Origin of the sequence: Flavobacterium sp. PLA-1-15 (genome assembly GCF_049060005.1) — a bacterium.
GTDB lineage: Bacteria > Bacteroidota > Bacteroidia > Flavobacteriales > Flavobacteriaceae > Flavobacterium.
In genome coordinates, this window is record NZ_JBMGQS010000009.1 from 1 (window position 1) to 20571 (window position 20571).

At 37.1% G+C, this 20571-nt stretch carries 20 protein-coding genes and 1 tRNA gene; 11 read left to right on the forward strand and 10 right to left on the reverse strand.

Annotation, left to right across the window (positions count from 1 at the left end):
- Nucleotides 1-76 precede the first annotated feature (76 nt).
- Nucleotides 77-418 (reverse strand): helix-turn-helix domain-containing protein, encoded by a 342-nt coding sequence (locus ACI6PS_RS07620; protein ID WP_421011958.1) that lies wholly within the window; start codon nucleotides 416-418, stop codon nucleotides 77-79.
- 380 nt (nucleotides 419-798) lie between these two features.
- Nucleotides 799-2922, reverse strand: coding sequence for a Tex family protein (locus ACI6PS_RS07625; RefSeq protein ID WP_421011959.1), 2124 nt, complete (start codon nucleotides 2920-2922; stop codon nucleotides 799-801).
- A gap of 56 nt (nucleotides 2923-2978) precedes the next feature.
- Between ACI6PS_RS07625 and ACI6PS_RS07630 the strand changes: the two genes are divergently transcribed.
- Complete coding sequence (locus tag ACI6PS_RS07630) at nucleotides 2979-3248, forward strand: DUF1294 domain-containing protein (protein WP_421011960.1); 270 nt, start codon at nucleotides 2979-2981, stop codon at nucleotides 3246-3248.
- 49 nt (nucleotides 3249-3297) lie between these two features.
- Here the strand turns inward: ACI6PS_RS07630 and rpiB are convergent, their stop codons facing one another.
- Both rpiB and ACI6PS_RS07640 read right to left on the reverse strand, forming a co-directional pair.
- Nucleotides 3298-3729, reverse strand: a complete 432-nt coding sequence (gene rpiB, locus ACI6PS_RS07635; RefSeq protein WP_421011961.1) for a ribose 5-phosphate isomerase B — start codon at nucleotides 3727-3729, stop codon at nucleotides 3298-3300.
- A 637-nt stretch (nucleotides 3730-4366) separates the two neighbouring features.
- Complete coding sequence (locus ACI6PS_RS07640; protein WP_421011962.1) at nucleotides 4367-4606, reverse strand: DUF2007 domain-containing protein; 240 nt, start codon at nucleotides 4604-4606, stop codon at nucleotides 4367-4369.
- A gap of 109 nt (nucleotides 4607-4715) precedes the next feature.
- Here ACI6PS_RS07640 and rnr point away from each other — a divergent pair, with 109 nt between their 5' ends.
- The 3 genes from rnr to ACI6PS_RS07655 all read left to right on the forward strand — a co-directional run bounded on the left by rnr (nucleotide 4716) and on the right by ACI6PS_RS07655 (nucleotide 8333).
- Nucleotides 4716-6896 (forward strand): ribonuclease R, encoded by a 2181-nt coding sequence (gene rnr / locus ACI6PS_RS07645; RefSeq protein WP_421011963.1) that lies wholly within the window; start codon nucleotides 4716-4718, stop codon nucleotides 6894-6896.
- Nucleotides 6897-6907: 11 nt separating this feature from the next.
- Complete coding sequence (locus ACI6PS_RS07650) at nucleotides 6908-7579, forward strand: head GIN domain-containing protein (RefSeq protein WP_421011964.1); 672 nt, start codon at nucleotides 6908-6910, stop codon at nucleotides 7577-7579.
- Between the two features lie 64 nt (nucleotides 7580-7643).
- Nucleotides 7644-8333 carry a LysE family translocator gene (locus ACI6PS_RS07655; protein WP_421011965.1) on the forward strand — a complete coding sequence of 230 codons (690 nt, stop codon included), beginning with the start codon at nucleotides 7644-7646 and terminating at the stop codon, nucleotides 8331-8333.
- Nucleotides 8334-8437: 104 nt separating this feature from the next.
- Here ACI6PS_RS07655 and ACI6PS_RS07660 read toward each other — a convergent pair.
- A tRNA-Cys gene (locus tag ACI6PS_RS07660) sits at nucleotides 8438-8511 on the reverse strand.
- Nucleotides 8512-8616: 105 nt separating this feature from the next.
- On the reverse strand, nucleotides 8617-8976 hold the full coding sequence (gene folB, locus ACI6PS_RS07665) for a dihydroneopterin aldolase (protein WP_421011966.1): 360 nt from the start codon (nucleotides 8974-8976) through the stop codon (nucleotides 8617-8619).
- Between the two features lie 112 nt (nucleotides 8977-9088).
- Between folB and ACI6PS_RS07670 the strand changes: the two genes are divergently transcribed.
- From ACI6PS_RS07670 to ACI6PS_RS07685, 4 genes are all read left to right on the forward strand, one after another.
- A complete protein-coding gene (locus ACI6PS_RS07670; protein WP_421011967.1) occupies nucleotides 9089-11182 on the forward strand; it encodes a glutamine--tRNA ligase/YqeY domain fusion protein in 2094 nt (697 codons plus the stop codon).
- Nucleotides 11183-11484: 302 nt separating this feature from the next.
- Nucleotides 11485-11811 (forward strand): YtxH domain-containing protein, encoded by a 327-nt coding sequence (locus ACI6PS_RS07675; protein ID WP_421011968.1) that lies wholly within the window; start codon nucleotides 11485-11487, stop codon nucleotides 11809-11811.
- A 4-nt stretch (nucleotides 11812-11815) separates the two neighbouring features.
- Nucleotides 11816-12166: a competence protein gene (locus tag ACI6PS_RS07680; RefSeq protein ID WP_421011969.1), complete on the forward strand. Its 351-nt coding sequence runs from the start codon at nucleotides 11816-11818 to the stop codon at nucleotides 12164-12166.
- Between the two features lie 11 nt (nucleotides 12167-12177).
- A complete protein-coding gene (locus ACI6PS_RS07685) occupies nucleotides 12178-12420 on the forward strand; it encodes a DUF6327 family protein (RefSeq protein ID WP_421011970.1) in 243 nt (80 codons plus the stop codon).
- 90 nt (nucleotides 12421-12510) lie between these two features.
- On the opposite strand, the gene ACI6PS_RS07690 is transcribed toward ACI6PS_RS07685, so the two are convergent.
- From ACI6PS_RS07690 to ACI6PS_RS07705, 4 genes are all read right to left on the reverse strand, one after another.
- Nucleotides 12511-13530 (reverse strand): SPFH domain-containing protein, encoded by a 1020-nt coding sequence (locus ACI6PS_RS07690; protein WP_421011971.1) that lies wholly within the window; start codon nucleotides 13528-13530, stop codon nucleotides 12511-12513.
- A gap of 112 nt (nucleotides 13531-13642) precedes the next feature.
- A complete protein-coding gene (locus ACI6PS_RS07695; protein ID WP_421011972.1) occupies nucleotides 13643-14251 on the reverse strand; it encodes a hypothetical protein in 609 nt (202 codons plus the stop codon).
- 115 nt (nucleotides 14252-14366) lie between these two features.
- The gene (gene gltX / locus ACI6PS_RS07700) at nucleotides 14367-15872 is read right to left on the reverse strand and encodes a glutamate--tRNA ligase (RefSeq protein WP_421011973.1); all 1506 of its coding nucleotides are present in this window, start codon (nucleotides 15870-15872) and stop codon (nucleotides 14367-14369) included.
- Nucleotides 15873-16054: 182 nt separating this feature from the next.
- On the reverse strand, nucleotides 16055-16180 hold the full coding sequence (locus ACI6PS_RS07705) for a hypothetical protein (protein WP_421011974.1): 126 nt from the start codon (nucleotides 16178-16180) through the stop codon (nucleotides 16055-16057).
- Between the two features lie 143 nt (nucleotides 16181-16323).
- On the opposite strand from ACI6PS_RS07705, the gene ACI6PS_RS07710 reads away from it, so the two are divergent.
- From ACI6PS_RS07710 to ybeY, 3 genes are read left to right on the forward strand one after another with little or no spacing between them, the layout of a single operon-like run.
- The gene (locus ACI6PS_RS07710; RefSeq protein ID WP_421011975.1) at nucleotides 16324-16620 is read left to right on the forward strand and encodes a hypothetical protein; all 297 of its coding nucleotides are present in this window, start codon (nucleotides 16324-16326) and stop codon (nucleotides 16618-16620) included.
- A 40-nt stretch (nucleotides 16621-16660) separates the two neighbouring features.
- Nucleotides 16661-20011: a DUF4175 family protein gene (locus ACI6PS_RS07715; RefSeq protein WP_421011976.1), complete on the forward strand. Its 3351-nt coding sequence runs from the start codon at nucleotides 16661-16663 to the stop codon at nucleotides 20009-20011.
- Nucleotides 20004-20423 carry an rRNA maturation RNase YbeY gene (gene ybeY / locus ACI6PS_RS07720; protein ID WP_421011977.1) on the forward strand — a complete coding sequence of 140 codons (420 nt, stop codon included), beginning with the start codon at nucleotides 20004-20006 and terminating at the stop codon, nucleotides 20421-20423. Before ACI6PS_RS07715 ends, ybeY begins: the two co-directional genes overlap by 8 nt.
- Nucleotides 20424-20571: the final 148 nt, after the last annotated feature.

Sequence of the window (20571 nt, forward strand, 5' to 3'; positions counted from 1 at the left end):
CAATCTTCAATCTTCAATCTTCAATCTTCAATCTTCAATCTTCAATCTTCAATCTTCAATCTTCAATCTTCAATCTTCAATCTTTCTTCAACATCCCATAAAGCTCCTCAATCTTCTCCATCGGCAATTCATGCAAAAGTGCATTAATCTGCCCAATCGTTTTCGTTTTCGAAATACTATGCAAAGCGTGGCTCGCCGGCAAAACCCTATCCGAATCCGGAATATAGTTAAACAAATCATTCGGCGTGCAATTAAAATGCTCACACAAAAGCTCCAGCTTATCAAACGGAATCGAAACCGCCTGTCCATTGATCAATTTCGTCGCATATCCCGCAGAATTCCCAATTTCCATCATATAAGTATGAGCCTTTCTAATACCCTTCACCTTAAAAAACCGATCCAAATCCAATTTCAACATAACACAAATTTTTAAGTTAATACCCTCTAAACCAAAGCTACACAATTTTCATTAATGTAAAAAAATAATTATAGTATACAATTCATATACACATAATGATTTATGACAATTAAATGATATAATTCCATATCTAAATGATGCATTAATATATCCGAATGATGAAATTACATATCCGAATGATGTAATTAAATATTTGAATGATACATTAATATATTAGAATGATGTAATTAAGTATCTGAGATATCCATTAATATACTTGAATGATGCAATTACTTACCCGAGTGATACATTAATATACTCCAATGATGCAATTACTTACCCGAGTGATACATTAATATACACCAATGATGCAATTACATCCTTGAAAGAGGAAAAATAACTTAAACTTTCATCGTCAGTTGAACACGCTTTCGCTCCACATCAACCTCCGTTACCTTCACCTGAACATGCTGGTGCAGTTTCACCACCTCGTTCACATCGCTCACAAATCCCTCCTTCAATTGCGAAATATGCACCAGTCCGCTTTCTTTGATACCGATATCCACAAAGCAACCAAAGTTCGTAATGTTGTTCACAATCCCCGGCAACACCATCCCCTGCTTCAAATCAGCAATCGTCTTCACATTCGCATCAAATTCAAACACCTTCGCCGATTTCCTTGGATCCAGTCCCGGTTTTTCAAGCTCCTTGATGATATCTTTCAAACCCAACAACCCAATTTCAGGAGTAATATAATTTTCAGGCTTTATCAACGCCGTCTTTTCCTTATTCGCAATCAAATCATGCACGGATAATTTCAAATCCTTCGCCATCTTCTCCACAATCGGGTAAGCCTCAGGATGCACCGCCGAATTATCCAACGGATTCTTCGCATTAGAAATCCTAATAAAAGCGACTCCCTGTTGATAAGCTTTCTCCCCCAATCGAGGCACTTTCTTCAACTGTTTTCTATCCTCAAACGGCCCATTTTCAGAACGATACGCCACGATATTCTCCGCCAGCTTCTCACCTATTCCGCTCACGTAACTCAACAAATGCTTGCTCGCCGTATTAATATTAATCCCCACCGAATTCACACAACGCACCACCACCGTATCCAGCTCTTCCTTCAATTTCGTCTGGTCCACATCGTGCTGGTACTGCCCTACTCCAATCGCTTTCGGATCAATCTTTACCAACTCTGCCAAAGGGTCGCTCAACCTTCTTCCAATCGAAACCGAACCCCGAACTGTCACATCATAATTAGGAAATTCCTCCCTCGCAATCTTCGATGCAGAATATACTGAAGCCCCGGCCTCACTCACAATAAACACCTGAACAGGCTTGTCAAAAGCAATCTTCTTGATAAAGAATTCGGTTTCACGAGAAGCCGTCCCGTTCCCAATCGAAATCGCGTCAATCTTATACGCATTCACCATCGAACGAATTTTTTTCATCGCAATCGCATCCTCTTTTTGTGGAGCATGCGGGAAAATGGTTTCGTTGTACAGCAAATCGCCTTTTTGATCCAAACACACCACCTTGCAACCACTTCTAAACCCCGGGTCAATCGCCAAGATGCGCTTCTCTCCCAACGGTGGCGCCAACAACAACTGACTCAAATTACTCGCAAACACCTGTATCGAATTCGCATCCGCCTTGGCTTTCGCTTCCTGCAACGCTTCGTTCGAAATCGCCGGATGCAACAATCTTTTATACGAATCTTCAACCGCTAACTGAATATGAGGCGTAGTATCGTTGTTTTTTTTGATGATGATTTCCTCAATGATATCCAGCGCTTCATCATTTTCAGCTTCCACTTTCAACTTCACAAACCCTTCATTTTCCGCCCGAAGCATGGCTAGTAGACGATGCGAAGGCGTCTTGCTCAAATTCTCCGACCAATCAAAATACTGGTTGAATTTCTGGGCATTCTCCTCCTCTTGTTTCTTTTTTACGACTTTCGTCGAAATGCTAGCTTTCCGCTGATACAACCTCCTGAGTTGTTTCCGAACGTAGATGTTTTCATTGATCCATTCCGCAATAATATCGCGTGCACCCTGAAGTGCCTGGTCCTCATTCTCCACATTTTCATTCAGATATTTGCTCGAAATAAAGTCGATATCATCATTATTTTGCGCCATGATAATCTTCGCCAACGGCTCCAAACCATTCTCTCTCGCAACATCTGCCCTTGTTTTTTTCTTCTTCTTATAAGGAAGATAAAAATCCTCCAGCTCGTTCAAATCAAAACTCTGGCTGATTTTTTTCTCCAACTCAGGCGTCAAAGCCTTCTGTTCCTCAATAGATTTCAAAATGGCTTCCTTGCGTTTCACTATCGCTTCATATTCCTTCTGAAGCTTTGCAATTTGCTCAATCACCACCTCATCAAGATTTCCCGTTTGGTCCTTTCTATATCGGGAAATAAACGGAATCGTGCAATCTTCTTTTAATAATTGAACGGTATTTTCGATGTTTTTAGAGGCCGTGGCAACACGCTGTTTGATAAAATCTATATTGGTCATAAAATTGATTTGTTTACTAGGCGAAAATAATATCTTTACCGCGTAAATTGCTGTTAATGGAAAAATTATTTGTCTATTTTTTGATTGTGAATATTGTAGCTTTTGCCGTTGCCGGATACGACAAATATCTAGCCGTCCACAACAAATTCCGCATCCCCGAAAAGACACTTTTCACGATTGCTTTTTGTGGTGGTTCTGTTGGTTTGGGATTGGCGATGATGGTCTTCCGCCATAAAATCAGCAAAACTTCCTTTATAGTAAAATTCGCTATCATCGTTATTGCACAACTGGCGCTACTCTTCGGTTTTGATACATTTCAAGCATAAAAAAACCGCTGATTTTTCAATCAACGGTTCGTTTTATTTTTAGAAATAATTATTGACAAGCAATCTTATTGACTCTGTTGGCATGTCTTCCGCCTTCAAATTCAGTAGTCAGGAAAGTATCCACCATTTCAACTGCTTGGTGAATAGACGTGAATCGGGCCGGGATGCTTATGATGTTGGCATTGTTATGTTGGCGCGCTAGCGCCGAAATTTCTTTGGTCCAGCAAACCGCAGCGCGAATTCCTTGGTGTTTGTTCGCCGACATCGCAATTCCGTTTCCGCTTCCGCAGATGATTATGCCGAAGTTCACTTCACCATTTTCTACATCTTCCGCAACCGGATGTGCAAAATCTGGATAATCTACACTGTCCGTGGTATCCGTCCCGTGATTGATGATTTCGTGTCCTTTTTCTTCAAGAAAGGCTACAATTGCTTTTTTGTATTCCGGTCCTGCGTGGTCATTTCCTATTGAAATTCTCATACTATAAATATGTGTTAGTTGTGTCGTGCAAATTTATCGCAACCTTTATCATTTACCAAAATAAAAACCATAAGATTTAGCATTTGACTGTCAGTTGGTTACGGGTTATCAACATTACAATCATTTAATATTGAAGCATTTAATGTAATGTAATTGTTAAAATAATACAATGTTAATAGCAATTCTTAAATGCTTGATAATCAGTTTACCTTAAATTAACATTATTTGTTGATAACTAAGGATAGAATTTTAGAACTATTTTTTGGTTGTCTTATTAAAAAGTCTAATGCAAAACCCAACTTTAAAATCCTAATTTAGTTTCATGAATTTTTAGAAAAGTTATGAATACCTAAATCGAAATTATTAACAGTAATTAACAAGTGAACTTATCTACAAATCCTATTCATTTTCTATTATCAACGATTGTTAACAAACTACAAAAATCACTTCAAAATGAATTGCTTAACCCAATATAAGTATGTTAACAAGTCTGTATAAGTAAGGAAAAGTCTTTTAGGCTACGCTGAAATAGAAACTTATTGTAACTATTAACACGCTATAATAACCATCAAAATTTTAAATTAATTTAATCTTTTCTTTTTGTTGTATTTAATATATGTTGAAAACTTCAAACTGTTCAAACGATTTTTAGATCGTTGTTGTCTTTCAATTCGTCTAGGATGAACTGAACAGTTTCGAAATCGTTGGGATGTACTTTGAGTTTGATGCCTCCCAGAGCATTGGAGTAGAAAGGAGCAATGCTCGACATGGTTTCGTTTTCGAAAAAATACTGAATCTCTTCCTGCTCCAGAATATGTTTCAGGATTACAATTTCATGGGTGTAATTGAATACGGCAATCGTACGGAAGTCTTCCATTTTTGAATTTTTATAAAGATACAAAAGTTATATTTTTTTTAATTCTGAAACCTTAATTCTTAATTCTAAAATCTTATTCGTAATTTTCAGCATTAATAAGAAAAGAATTATGAGTAAGATACCTAGAAAATTAGGGAAAAAGGAGAAAGATTTCTCTGGAAAAATTTTAAAAATATTGTCACAAAATGCCAATAGAGCATTCAATTATAAGCAGATAGGTGCGGTTTTAGAATTAAACGATACGAAAAGCAGAAACGAAATCATCAAGGATTTAAAGATTTTGGCTTCTCAAAAAAAGATCATCGAAACCGAACCTGGAAAGTATTTGGTGAAAGCAATCAGCCAAGATTACTACGAAGGTACGATTGATATGACGAGCCGAAAAACGGCATATTTCATCTGTCCAGATTTTGGAGAAGATGTTTTTATCCCAACCAATAACTTGAATCATGCCTTGGATAAAGACAAGGTAAAAGTATATGTTTACAACCGAAGAAAAGGAAAACGTCCTGAAGGTGAAGTGATTGAAGTGGTGGAAAGACACAAGACAGAATTCGTAGGTGTGATTGACATCCAGAAGAATTTTGCTTTCGTTTCTACCGCCAATGCAAAGATGTACACCGATATTTTTATTCCAAAAGATAAAATTGGAGAAGCTGAAAATGGAGATGTTGTTTTGGTAAATATAGAAGATTGGCCTAAAAAAGCAGATAGTCCATTTGGTTCCGTTTTAAGAGTGCTTGGAAAACCTGGAGAACATAACACCGAAATACACGCTATTTTGGCAGAATACGGCCTTCCTTACGACTTTCCGGTTGAAGTGGAGGTATTCGCTCAGAAAATTGATACATCGATTCAGGAAAGCGAAATTGCGAAGCGTCGTGATATGAGAGATACTTTGACTTTCACGATTGACCCGAAAGATGCAAAGGATTTTGATGATGCGTTATCGTTCAAAAATTTAGAAAATGGTAATTATGAAATAGGAATCCACATTGCCGATGTATCGCATTATTTGCAAGAAGGAACCATCTTGGATGATGAAGCCTATCAACGTGGAACTTCGGTTTATTTGGTGGATAGGGTAGTACCTATGCTTCCGGAAGTATTGTCAAACTTTGCTTGTTCGCTTCGTCCAAATGAAGAAAAATATACATTTTCTGCAGTATTTGAAATCAATGAAAAGGCACAGGTTATTAATCAATGGTTTGGAAGAACGGTAATCTATTCCGACCAACGTTTTACTTATGAAGAAGCTCAGCAAATCATCGAAACCAAAGGAAATGTAATTCCTCAGGAAATTTCCATTACTGGAAGTGAGTATGTTGTAAAAGATGAAATCGTTGAAGCAACTTTAAAATTAGATGAATTAGCGAAGATTTTAAGAAGAAAAAGAATGGCCGATGGAGCTATTTCTTTTGATAAAGTAGAAGTAAAATTCAACTTGAATGAAGAAGCAGAACCGGTTGGTGTTTTCTTTAAAGTTTCAAAAGATGCCAATCATTTGATTGAAGAATTCATGCTTTTGGCCAATAGAAAAGTGGCGGAATACATTGGAAAACAAAAGAAAACCTTTGTGTACAGGATTCACGACGAACCGGATGAAAGTAAATTGATGAGTTTGCAAACCGTGATTTCTAAATTTGGTTATAAGATTAATTTCAGAGATAAATCAGAAATCTCTAAATCGTTGAACACTTTATTACAAGACGTTCAAGGAAAAAAAGAACAGAATATGGTGGATACTTTGACCATCAGAACAATGAGCAAGGCTAAATATTCTACCGAAAATATTGGTCATTATGGTTTGGCTTTTGATTATTACTCGCATTTTACCTCACCAATTCGTCGTTATCCGGATGTAATGGTACACCGATTGTTACAGCATTATCTTGATGGAGGAAAATCTGCAAGCCAGGAAGATTACGAAGAAAAATGCCAGCATTCGTCCAATATGGAAGGTTTGGCGACCAATGCAGAACGCGATAGCATCAAATACATGCAAGTGAAATACATGCAGGATCATAAAGATGAAGAATTTTTAGGTGTAATTTCTGGTGTAACCGAATGGGGAATTTATGTTGAAATTGTATCCAACAAATGCGAAGGAATGTGCAGAATCCGTGAAATAAAAGACGATTATTACACGTTTGATGAAAAACAATATGCCTTGGTTGGAGCTGTAACGCAAAATTTATTACAGCTTGGAGATGAAGTGATTGTGAAAGTAAAAAATGCAGATTTGGTTAAGAAACAACTTGATTTTCATTACATAAGAAAAAATGATTAAATAAATAAGCTATGAAAAAGTTAAATATAATAGTATTGCTTTTAGTGAGCAGTTTGGGATTTTCCCAGGTAGAAAAAAATGTTGGTGATTTTAATTCGATTGCTGTTTTTGATAGAATTTCGGTAGAATTAATAAAATCAACTGAGAGTAAAATAGAAATCAAAGGCGATAGAGCAAACGAGGTTGAGCTTGTTAATAAAAACGGAAATTTAAAAGTTAGAATGAAACTCAAAAAGCTTTTGGATGGAGAGTCGGTAACGGCTAAAGTATATTACAAATCCTTGGAAAGTATTGATGCTAGCGAAGGCTCTTATGTAGCTGGTGATGCTATTTTCAAACAAGCTTCTATAAAATTGAATGCAAAGGAAGGTTCAGAAATTAGACTAAATATTGATGTTCAAAAAGCAGAATTAAGAGCGGTAACAGGTGGAACCTTAAATATTAAAGGGACAGCGACTAATCAAGATGCTTCTGTTGGAACTGGCGGAATTCTTCGTGCTGAAGGACTAGAAACTTCTCAAACAACTGTAACCATAACAACCGGCGGAGAAGCAGATGTGCGTGCAACAGAGTTAGTTGATGCAAAAGTTAGGGCAGGAGGAACTATTACGGTTTTCGGAAGTCCAAAACAAATCAACAAAAAAACCACCTTGGGAGGAAGCATCAACGAAAGCAAACGTTAAGTATAAAACATCAAATTGTAAATTTTAAATTATATTTGTGTTTCCTACTGTATAATTTTAGTTGATGATCCAAGATATTCTGCTAGCCATTCCGCTAGGTATTCTATTGTGTTTTATGATTGGTCCAGTATTTTTTGTACTACTGGAAACGGCTGCAGTTAAAGGATTTAGAGCGGCAATGGTTTTCGATTTAGGCGTTGTAACGGCCGATTTCGTTTTCATAGGAATTGCCTATTTCAGTAGTTACCGACTCATCAATAACATCAAAGACGAGCCAGCCTTATTCATTTTCGGAGGATTGATAATGGTTACCTATGGCATTATTTCGTTTGTAAAATTAAGGAGAGCTTCAAAAAATATCGACGAAACAGTAGAAGTAGAGCTCATCAAGAAAAACTACGGAAGCCTTTTTGTAAAAGGTTTTCTGTTGAATTTTATCAACGTTGGCGTACTTGGATTCTGGTTGTTAATCTTCATTACCTTCGGACCACAACTTGAATTGAAAACCTCAAGATTAATGATCTTTTTTACAGCCGTAATCGCTACTTATTTAGCTGTGGATATTATAAAAATGATATTGGCTAAGAAGTTAAAAAACAAAATGACACCAGCCAATATATTAAAAATCAAGAAGATAACAAGTATTATTCTTGTTATTTTTGGAGTAACCATAATGCTCCAGGGTTGGTTTCCAAGCGACCAGAAATTGGTTAAAAAAGCGTTGGAAAAGATTGAACCAAATCATTCGAATTAAAATAAATCCCGACTTTAAGTTGGGATTTTTTATTATGCTAATCTTTTATTTCTTGTATTTTGGAAAAAAAATAAAAAAAAAGAGACACATTTCTGTATCTCTTTTGGAGGCATCGTCCGGATTCGAACCGGAGTAGGAGCTTTTGCAGAGCCCAGCCTAGCCGCTCGGCCACGACGCCATTAATTGTTTGGACGGCAAATGTAATTAAAAAGTTTAAAGTTTTAAAGTTTAAAGTTTAAAAAGTTTCACAAAATCTAAAATCTGCAATCTATAATCTAAAATATTAAGTTCGGTATTCTTCCATTTCAATCGTAACCATCTCAACATCACCACCAATTGGAGGATTCACTTTTGAAACCGCCAAAAGTATTCTCGAAACTGCAGGAATTTCACTGAAGATTCTTTTGATGATTCTATGCGCTACGTGCTCTAAAAGTTTTGAACGGATAGCCATTTCTTCCATGACAATCTTATTCAAAAGCACATAATCTACCGTATCGGCCAATTCATCAGAAGCAGAAGATTTACGTAAATCGGTCTTTATTTCCAAATCAACCACATAATCCGAGCCGATTTTACTTTCTTCAACCAGGCAACCGTGATAGGAAAAAGTGCGAATATTTTTTAATTTAATTGTACCCATAACTACTTTAAGGTTTGAAGTTCAAAGTTAAGAGGTTTCAGCGCTTTTTTAAACAACTTTAAACCTTAAACTTTAAACATTTTCTATCTTTGTCGAAAGTTAGAAAATTATTATGTCAACAGAAGAGAAATCATTGAATTTCATTGAACAAATTATCGAAGAGGATTTAAAAAACGGCTTGTCAAACGACAAATTACGTTTTCGTTTTCCGCCCGAACCTAATGGCTATTTGCACATTGGACATGCCAGTTCGATTGCTTTAAATTTCGGTTTAGGAATTGATTATCAAGCACCTGTAAACCTTCGTTTTGACGATACAAATCCTGCGAAAGAAGAGCAGGAATTTGTAGATGCCATCAAACGTGATGTAGAATGGTTGGGATATCAATGGGCTGAAGAGCGTTATGCTTCCGATTATTTCCAGCAATTATACGACTGGGCTGTTGATTTTATCAAGAATGACAAAGCGTATGTTGACAGTCAGACTTCTGAAGAAATGGCGACTCAAAAAGGAACGCCAACCACTCCAGGAACTGATAGTCCTTATAGAAATCGTTCGGTTGAGGAAAACCTTGATTTGTTCGAAAGAATGAAAAACGGAGAATTTCCAGAAGGAACACATATTTTACGTGCCAAAATCGACATGAAATCAACCAATATGTTGATGCGTGATCCTATTATTTACCGAATTATCCACAAACATCACCATAGAACAGGGGATAAGTGGTGCATTTATCCAATGTACGATTGGGCCCATGGTGAAAGCGATTATTTGGAACAAATTTCACACTCTTTTTGTACGCTTGAATTCTTGCCTCACCGTGAGTTATACGATTGGTTTTTAGACCAAATTATAGATAAGAATTTGGTTCGACCAAAACAAAGAGAATTCGCCAGAAGAAACCTTTCGCATACGGTTGTAAGCAAAAGAAAGCTTTTAAAACTAGTAGAAGACAAGCACGTCAATGGTTGGGATGATCCAAGAATGTCAACCATTTCCGGATTAAGAAGAAGAGGTTATACCGCCAATTCATTGCGTAATTTTGCCAATACAATTGGTATTGCCAAGCGTGAAAACCTAATCAATGTTTCGGTTTTGGAATTCTGTATCCGTGAAGATTTGAACAAGACTGCTCCACGTGTGATGGCGGTTTTAGATCCTGTGAAAGTCGTTATTACCAATTATCCTGAAGGAAAAGAAGAATGGCTTGAAGCAGAAAACAACCAAGAAGACGAGAATGCAGGTTTCAGACAAGTGCCTCTTTCAAGAGAAATCTACATCGAAAGAGAAGATTTTATGGAAGAGGCTCCAGCGAAGTTTTTCCGTTTGAGTTTAGGCAAGGAAGTACGTCTTAAAAACGCCTATATCATTAAGGGAGAAAGCGTTGTAAAAGATGCTGATGGAACTATTACTGAAATTCACGTGACCTACGACACAGACAGTTTAAGCGGAAGCGGAACAGAAGCCAGCCAAAGAAAAGTTTCTGGAACCTTGCATTGGGTTTCTATTCAGCATGCAATTGAAGCTGAAATCCGTTTGTACGACCGATTGTTTACCGATGAAGCGCCGGATTCTCATAAGGAAAAAGACTTCTTAGAATTTGTAAATCCAGATTCTTTGAAAGTCATTACAGGCTATTTGGAACCAAGTTTGGCTACGGCTAAAAACGAAGATAAATTCCAGTTCCAACGTCTGGGTTATTTTACTGTAGATAAGGATTCTACAACGAAAAAATTAGTTTTCAACAGGACTGTTGGACTAAAAGATGCTTGGGAAGAAAAAGGCAAGAAAGAAGAAAATGCCATTAATAATTCTTTAAAAGAAATCAACAAATATTTTAAAGTAGAAGAGGAGGAAAGAGCTGTAATCGAGAAATCAATCGGAGAAAATATCGCTTCAATTACCGATTTTAGCTTGCTTCAAAATGCCTTGAAAAAGAACATCAACAACAATAAAAGTTCCTTATTGTTTGCGAATTGGCTTTTGAAATATTCTGATAAAATCAAATTTTCAGATGTAGATGAAGACGTTTTGCAAAAATTATACAACATGTCCTTTAAAAGTGAATCATCGTTTGTTCGATTCGAAACGATACAGAATTTAAAGAAAGATGTTTTGAATCTAGAAAATTTCAAAGCTCAACTTTCAGATTTGAAAGCTTCCGAAAAAAATGAAGAAGTTCAAAAATTACTTTCTGAAATTTAATTTTTAAAGAATAGATTTTATAAATGAAAAACCCACAATATAGTGGGTTTTTCTTATTATATATTTTATCTATCATATCTAATTTTCTTATTGATTAAGTATATTAAAATTGACCTTCATAAATTGATTTTAAAGCAATTTTTATTTCAATTTATATCAGAATAACAGTTCTCCCAAAACCTTTAATGAGGAAGTATTATTTAAGGTTTACCGCTTTGCAAAGACACTTTAACCGTCTCTTAACAGCAAAATGTTAATAAACTTCGTATCTTTAAAATCATAACAATTAAAACTAAGAAATTATGGCAAGCGATAACGGAAAAACAGTTTTGGCACTTTTGGCAGGTGCAGCAATTGGAGCAGGATTTGGAATTTTATTTGCTCCAGAAAAAGGTTCGAAAACAAGAGAGAAAATCAAGGAAGGTTTTGATGAGAAAAAAAATGAATTCAAGGATAAATTCGATGAATATTCTGAAACGTTGAAATCGAAATTCTCAAAATCAAAAGCAGATTTGGAATCAAGCTTCGATGATTTGGTTGCCAATGTAGATGATAAAGCAGAAGATGTTATTGCCACTCTAGAAAGAAAACTCGAAGAATTGAAATCTGCAGCAGCAGTTAAAAAATAAAGCAATGGCTTTTGAAAAAATAAAAGAAAATACCCAAGACTTACAAGACCAAGCCAAAGGATATCTGGACAGCAATGTTGCCTATTATAAATTGTGGTTCTTTAAAATCGCAATGAAATCGACAACAATGATCCTCAAGATTTTCCTTTTGGCCGTAATGTTAGTTATGGTAACCGTATTTTTTTCCATTGCAGCGGCAATTGCTATTGGATATGCCTTGGATAATTTTGCCTACGGGTTCTTGATAATAGGAGGGGTGTATTTGATTTTAAGCATCCTCATCTATAAAATCCAAGACAAAATTGTAGAAGGACCGATCTTGGAGAAATTTTCAGAATTCTTTTTTAAAGATTAATTTTCAAAATTATGGAAAGAAAAAAATATTCTTCTTATGCAGAAATTGATCGTGATCTTGAAATTCTAAATCTAGAAAGAGAAATCCACTATCAAAAACTCACACAAAGCTTTGATAACACCAAGGACAGCTTGAATCCCGCCAACATGATGGGAAGTGTACCAAAAATGGCTTTAAACGTCATAGGAGGACTTGCAGGACCCATAAAGAGTATTGGAGCTTCTTTCTTACTCAGAAAGTTATTTAAATTATAGAAACAAAAAGACCGCAAATTCGCAAATTTATTCAATTCTAATTTGCGAATTTGCGGTCAATTTTAATCTCACGGATTTTACAACATCCTTTTAGATTGTAGAATCATAATCATCAGGATTAGAATCTGTTTTATCCTTTAGATTTTGATAATCATCAGATGGTTTGAAGTCACCAGTGTTTTTCTTTTTCTGAAGACCAATTTTTCCACCTTTTTTCATCGCTTCACCAATCTGGTTCGAAGCAGAGAAAGATGCCACCATATTGTTGAGCATATCACTACCGGCCTGAGGCGAATTAGGAAGCAAGATCAAGTTGGAATTTGTATCAGCTCCAATAGCCTGCAAAGTATCATAGTGCTGGGTTACCACAATCAAGGCAGAAGCTTCCTGAGAATTGATTCCTACTTCGTTCAAAACTTCAACACTTTCTACCAATCCACGGGCAATTTCACGTCTTTGATCTGCAATACCTTGTCCTTGTAGACGCTTGCTTTCGGCTTCCGCTTTTGCTTTGGCAACAATTCTGATTCTTGAACTTTCTGCTTCAAATTCTGCAGCTGTTTTTTCTCTATCGGCAGCATTGATACGGTTCATTGCGTTTTTAACTTGAATATCAGGATCAATATCCGTCACCAATGTATTGATGATGTCATATCCATAAGTCGTCATTGCTTCGTTCAATTCACGCTTTACAGCAATCGCGATATCGTCTTTTCTTTCAAAAACATCATCCAATTTCAATTTAGGAACTTCGGCTCTCACAACGTCAAATACATAAGCGGTAATCTGATCGTGTGGATATTCCAATTTATAGAAGGCTTCATATACTTTGTCCTGGATCACTTTAAACTGAACTGAAACTTTAAGCTTTACGAATACGTTGTCTTTTGTTTTGGTTTCGATGATAACATCCAATTGCTGGATTTTCAAATTCACACGTCCTGCAATTCTATCGATAACAGGGATTTTAAGTTGCAAACCAGAATTTCTAACGCTGAGGAATTTTCCAAAACGCTCAATGATAACAGCCGTTTGCTGTTTTACAGTAAAAAAAGAAGAAAGAAATAGGAACAATCCTAAGACGAGGAAAATGATTAAAAATACATCCATGTTTTTTGGTGTTAAAAATGATTACTTATAATTGTACGGAAGAATTGTAGGAAAGTTACAAAATAAAAAGCTCCCAATCAGGAGCTTTCTTTTTATTATGTGATATTCAATTTTAAAACACTACACCAATACCAATAGAAATTCCACCAGTAGTAAGCACATTATCTGAATCCTTCAACGAATCATCCGTCATGCTCATCTTCCTTCCAGAATAGCTTATATCCGTTACCAGCGCCGTTCTTCGTTCTTTCCCAACGGTAAATTTATAGCCGGCACCAACAGCAAACATATTTCCTCTTTTAAATTCTTCACCCAGTCGCATTAACGCACCATAATTTCCAAACACAAATGGCGAAGAATAATCATCAACAAAATAAACCCTCACATCCGCAAAAACAGGAAAAGTATTGATCGTCGGTGAAATAAATCCTTCCAGACTAATTCCCAAACCCAAAGAAAGGTACGGATTCAAGAAATAGCCATTAATGGTTTGCAGTGCAAAAGCATTAGTGCCATCTGTTTCAAGATCCACGGTTCCACTGCCAATTCCTGGACCAGACAGTTCCTGCTCTAAGCTAGTAACTTTCGTGTAGGAGACTTTTGTAAGATTAAAAAAGCCTTTGTTATACTTTTCATCTTTAACAATGTCTTCGGTGTTTTGTTGTTCTTGAGAAAATAGTAGGAACGGACACAACAAAAAAGAGAAAATCAATTTTTTCATAAGATATGATTTAAGGGTTGAGTAAAGATAAAGAAAATTATCAATCCTAATTAAATAAAAAACCCTTCCAAAGTTACAAACTCAGAAAGGGTTATAATTTTATAATCAAGAACTTCTATAAGCTCAAAATCGCCTTTTCAATTCGCCGAATCGTTTCCTCCTTGCCAATCAACTCCACGATATCAAATAAATGCGGACCTTTTAAAGCGCCAACAAGACTCAAACGAAACGGTTGCATCACTTTCCCCATCCCAATCTCGTTTTGCGTCATCCAATCCTTCACAATCGTTTCTATGTTTAAGGAAGTAAAATCTTCAATACTGTTCAAAACACCAATCAAGTTTTGCATCAATCCTGGCGTTTCTTCCTTCCAATTCTTTGTAGCTTTTTCATCATAAGATGTTGGAGCTACAAAAAAGAAATCACTCAATTCCCAGAAATCCGAAACAAAATTCGCACGTTCTTTTATTGAAGCTACAATCTTCACCAAAGTAGTATAATCTACATCAACATCTTTTTCATATACGATAGGAGCAAAGGCTTTCGCCAAATCATCATCATTCTGCTTGATCAGATATTGGTGGTTGAACCATTTGTTTTTCTCCGGATCAAACTTCGCTCCAGCCTTATGAACCCTGTTCAAGTCAAAAACCTGTGCCAACTCTTCCAACGAAAATAATTCCTTGTCTGTTCCATCATTCCAGCCCAATAAAGCCAAAAAGTTTACCACAGCCTCCGGAAAAAATCCTTTCTCTCTATAACCTGAGGAGATCCCTTCTTCCGTTTTCCATTCCAAAGGAAATACAGGAAACCCTAATTTATCACCATCACGCTTCGAAAGTTTTCCATTTCCAACCGGTTTCAAAATCAACGGCAAATGCGCAAATTCCGGAGCTTCCCAATTAAAGGCTCTGTACAACAAAACGTGCAACGGCATAGACGGCAACCATTCCTCACCACGAATCACATGCGACGTTTCCATCAAATGATCGTCCACAATATTCGCCAAATGATACGTCGGCATTCCATCACTCTTAAACAAAACCTTGTCGTCAAGCAAATTCGTATCAAATTTTATATCACCTCTAATGATGTCTTTTAATTCTAAAATCTCACCCACAGGCGTTTTAAAACGAATCACAAAGTCTTCACCGTTCGCAATTCGTTCCGCCGTTTTCTCTGCAGAATTCGTCAACGAGTTGTCCAGTTTTTCCCGAACCGAATGGTTGTAAATAAACGTTTTCCCTTCCTCTTCAGCATTTTTACGCAATTGGTCCAAATCTTCCGAGGAGTCAAAAGCATAATACGCCCAACCCGAATTTACGAGCTGGTCTGCATATTCCTTATACAAATGTTTTCGTTCCGATTGACGGTACGGTCCAAACTGCTCGTTCTTTCCAACCGTTTCGCTAGGAGCAATTCCCAGCCATTCCAGCGCTTCCATGATATACTGTTCAGCACCCGGAACAAAACGGTTCTGATCCGTATCCTCAACCCTCAAATAGAAAACACCACCGTGTTTCTTGGCAAACAAATAATTGAACAACGCAGTTCTAACACCGCCAATATGTAAAGGTCCCGTCGGACTTGGTGCAAAACGCACACGCACTTGCTTTGACATTTCTCTTAAATTTTGATGCAAAGATACGGTTTCAAATATGTAATTCTAAAATTAGATAATTCCAAAACATCAAAAATCCAATTCATTATAAATTTCAGGAGCACAACTTCAGGCATTTGTTCTATCCATATTCCCGCTGGAGCCACTCGCTTTGGGCCAGCTTTTAAGGCTGGCCCAAGAGCTCAAACAATGGCACCATCGGGGCTATAAGGCAATCTATCCGCTCCTCGGGAACCGCCTCCACACCGCCACAATCCATCACCAGAAACCATTGCGTCATCACCAGTACATTCCACAAAGTATTCCATCTGTCATCCCGAGCGCCTCCCGAAGCTTCGGGAGAGGGACCACAATCAAGCCCCACAAACAAAATCCCCAAACTTGTCATCCTGACGAAGGAAGGATCTCCACAAGTAGCGCCACATATTGAACAATTATAATTTTTTTATAAATGCAACCGCTCAGAACTATCATCATTGGCATCAAACCTCGGCGCATTGCCAAAAAGTTCGGAGCATTCTCATCAGACCTCGGCGCATTGCCAAAAAGTTCGGCGCATTCTCATCAGACCTCGGCGCATTGCCAAAAAGTTCGGCACATTATCATCAGACCTCGGCGCATTGCCAAAAAGCTCGGCACATTATCATCAGACCTCAGCACATTACAAAAAAGTTCAGCGCATCGCCAAAAGCTTTTGCCTTTTTCCTATTTTCTCTTGCCTAACTTTAACATTTTCTTATTCATATAAATTATTACTTTTAGCGGTTACAACAAAAAGCCATTACAATTTGGAAAATAAAGCATTGATATACGACAAATTAGAAGCTTTCATCAAAAAGTTCTACACCAACGAACTCCTCAAAGGATTAATTTTCTTCATAGGATTAGGCTTGCTATATCTCTTCTTTACTCTAATTGTAGAATATTTCCTTTGGCTAAAACCAACCGGAAGAACCATTCTCTTCTGGACGTTCATCGCTGTTGAAGCCTTTTTGCTGATGCGTTTCATCCTGTTTCCTTTATTTCAATTATTCAAATTAAAAAAAGGAATCAATTACACAGAAGCCTCCATCATCATCGGAAACCATTTCACAGAAGTAAGTGACAAGCTCACCAACTTCCTGCAACTTTCTAATGACAACAACCAATCAGAACTGCTCTTAGCTTCCATCGAACAAAAGGCAAGTACTCTAAAACCAATACCGTTTACAAACGCCGTAAACTTCAACAAAAACAGAAAGTTCATTCCGCTGGCCTTGATTCCAATTCTGTTTTTTGCATTCTTTTATATTTCCGGAAACAGCAATCTGATTACCGAAAGTTTCAATAGGGTAGTCAACTATCAAAAACAATATTCACCACCAGCTCCGTTTGAATTTGTCATCCTAAACAAAAATCTGCAAACCGAACAAGGCAGTGATTTTGTTTTGCAGATTAAATCCGAAGGAAAAGTAGTGCCAGAAAACGCCATGATTTTCATCAACGACGAAAGTTATTTTATGGAATCTACAAAGCCCGGCGTTTTCGAATACCGTTTTACAAAACCAATCCAGAACACAGCGTTCCACGTGAAAGCAAACGAAGTCACTTCTTCCGATTACGAATTGAAAGTGGTGGCCGTTCCAACAATCGCCAATTTCGAAATGGTGTTGAATTTTCCATCCTATCTCAACAAGAAATCCGAAATCATCAAGGGAACCGGCAACGCCATCGTTCCAGAAGGCACCAAAGTGACTTGGAAAGTAAGTGCATTGGCCACAAAAGCCGTTGAATGGACAGATTCGAAGACAATCAGCCGTTTTTCTGCAAATGATAACACTTTTCAATTGTCTAGAAGCATAAACCAAAACACAGATTATCAGATTCTTACTTCTAATGGAAAGGTAAAACATTACGAAAAACTCAATTATCAAATATCGATTGTAAAGGATCAGTTCCCAGCAATTACCGTAAACAACGCTCCAGATAGTCTAAGAATCGATAAAACCGTTGTCATTGGTCAGGTTTCAGACGATTATGGCTTGTCAAGATTGCAAATTGTGTATTATCCAAAGAACAAACCAGAGGCAGGATTAAAGTCGCCACTTTCGGTTAAGAAAGATGTCTTCGATCAATTTGTATTTTCGTTCCCTGGAAACCTTCCGGTTACGGAAGGCGTTTCGTATGAATACTATTTTGAAGTTTTTGATAACGATGCCTTGCATAATTTCAAGAGTACAAAATCGTCAGTATTTTCAAACAGAATCCAAACGGATGTCGAGAAGCAAGACGAGCTGATGCAACAGCAAAATGACAACATCAACAGTATGGAAAAGTCATTAAAGAATCAGGACAAGCAATTATCAGAACTTGATAAGCTACAAAAAAGCAACAAGCAGAAAGACAATCTTGAATTCAAGGACCAGCAGAAAGTAAATGAATTTCTAAAACGTCAGCAAATGCTTGACGAAAAGATGAAAGAGTTTGCGAAGAAGATAGAGGAGAACCTCGACAAGGTAAAAACCGACAAGAAAGATGAGTTCAAGGAAGACCTTAAAAAACGCATTGACGAAACGCAAAAAGACTTAGAAAAGAACAAGGAACTTTTGGATAAGTTAAAGGAGTTGAACGAAAAAATCAATCAGGAAGAACTGAATGAAAAAATGGATCAGCTCAAACAAAAATCCAAAAACCAAACCAAAAGTCTAGAGCAATTGGTTGAATTGACAAAGCGTTATTATGTAGAAAAGAAAGCCGAACAATTGGCCGATAAATTAGACAAGCTTGCAGAAAAGCAAGACAAGCTAGCTGACAAGAACAAGGAAAATACTGCTGATAAGCAAGAGGAAATAAACAAAGAATTCGATAAAATCCAAGAAGAGTTAGAACAGCTTGACATGGATAATAAAGAATTAAAAGCCCCTATGGATATTCCAAAGGATGAAGAAAAAGAAAAGAGTGTGGAAGAGGATTTGAAAAAAGCTTCTGAAGAACTCAATAAAGAAAATAAGGATAAGGCGAAGCCAAAGCAGAAAAGCGCCTCAAAGAAAATGAAAGAGATGTCATCAAAAATGGCACAAAGTATGGCAGGTGGTCAGATGGAACAATTGGAAGAAGACATCAAGATGCTTCGCCAAATCCTAGACAACCTTCTTGCTTTTTCATTCTCACAAGAGGACTTGATGAAACAATTTAAAGCTTTGAAAAGAGGTTCGCCATCGTTCAATAAAAATCTAAAGACACAACAAGATTTGCGTTTGCAATTCCAGCATGTTGATGATAGTCTTTTTGCTCTTTCTTTACGTCAGCCAAAGATGGGAGAGGGTATTACCAAGGAAGTAGGCAATGTGCATTACAACATCGAAAAAGCATTGGAGAATTTGGTCGAAGCACAAATCGGTAAAGGAACCTCGCATCAGCAGTACACCGTTTCTTCTGCCAATAAGCTTGCAGATTTTCTGAGCGACATGCTCAATGGAATGCAGATGTCGATGTCCGGTTCTGGTCAAGGTAAATCAGGAAAAGGTCAAGGCGAAGGAATGCAACTACCGGACATCATCAAAAAACAAGGTGAACTTGGCGAAAAGATGAAAGACGGAATAAAGGAAGGTAAGAAGCCAGGAGAAAAAGAAGGGGATGGTAACGATGGCAAGCAAGGGCAAAAACCCGGTGGAAAAGATGGTAATTCTGGTCAACCTGGTGGAAAAGGTAAAGGAGGTCAAGAAGGAGAAAGCGGAGAAGATGGCGAAGGAAATGCTCGTGAGATAATGGAAATTTACAAAGAGCAAAAGCAACTCCGAGAAGCTCTGCAAAAAGAATTAAATGAAAAAGGCTTGGGCGGTAATGGTCAGAAAGTTTTGGATGATATGAAACAAATTGAAAAGCAATTGCTGAATCAAGGTTTCAAGAACGAAACGCTACAAAAGATTCTCAATCTAAACTATGAGCTTTTAAAGCTAGACAAAGCAATCCAGCAACAAGGAGAAGAACAAAAACGTCAAGCGCAAACCAATAAAAAGGAGTTCAATAACACAACGAACGGAGTTTCTCCAGCGTTAAAAGATTATTTAAACAGTATCGAAATTTTAAATAGACAAAGCTTACCTTTGCGCTCCAATTTTAACCAGAAGGTTCAAGAATACTTTAAGAAGAATGATTAGTTTTAATTACGAATCGGATTTTGAATTAGACAACGAAGATGCATACAGCAATTGGTTGTCAAATGTTATTCTTTCCGAAAATAAGAAAGAAGGAGAAATCAATTACATCTTTTGCGACGATGAATATTTGCATAAGATCAATGTTGAGTACTTGCAACACGATACCTTAACGGACATCATAAGCTTTGATTATTCTGTTGGAAACGAATTGAACGGCGATATATTTGTATCTGTTGAAAGGGTAGAAGACAACGCCAAGGATTTCAATGTTTCTTTTGAAGAGGAATTGCGTCGTGTGCTTGTTCATGGTGTATTGCACTATTGCGGATTCAAGGACAAATCAGAAAGCGACGAAGCATTAATGCGCCAAAAGGAAGAGGAGAAAATGAAGTTGTTCCACGTGGAACAATAGTTCTTTTATGGAGCGAAACGCTAGGGCTTTTTCAGAATCGATATTCCTGCTTTCCGCAATATCTTTTTGTCCCGTTAAAGAAACGGAACAAAAAGGATATCAACTCCAATCAGGGCTAAAGAGTAAATCATAAACTGTTCCACGTGGA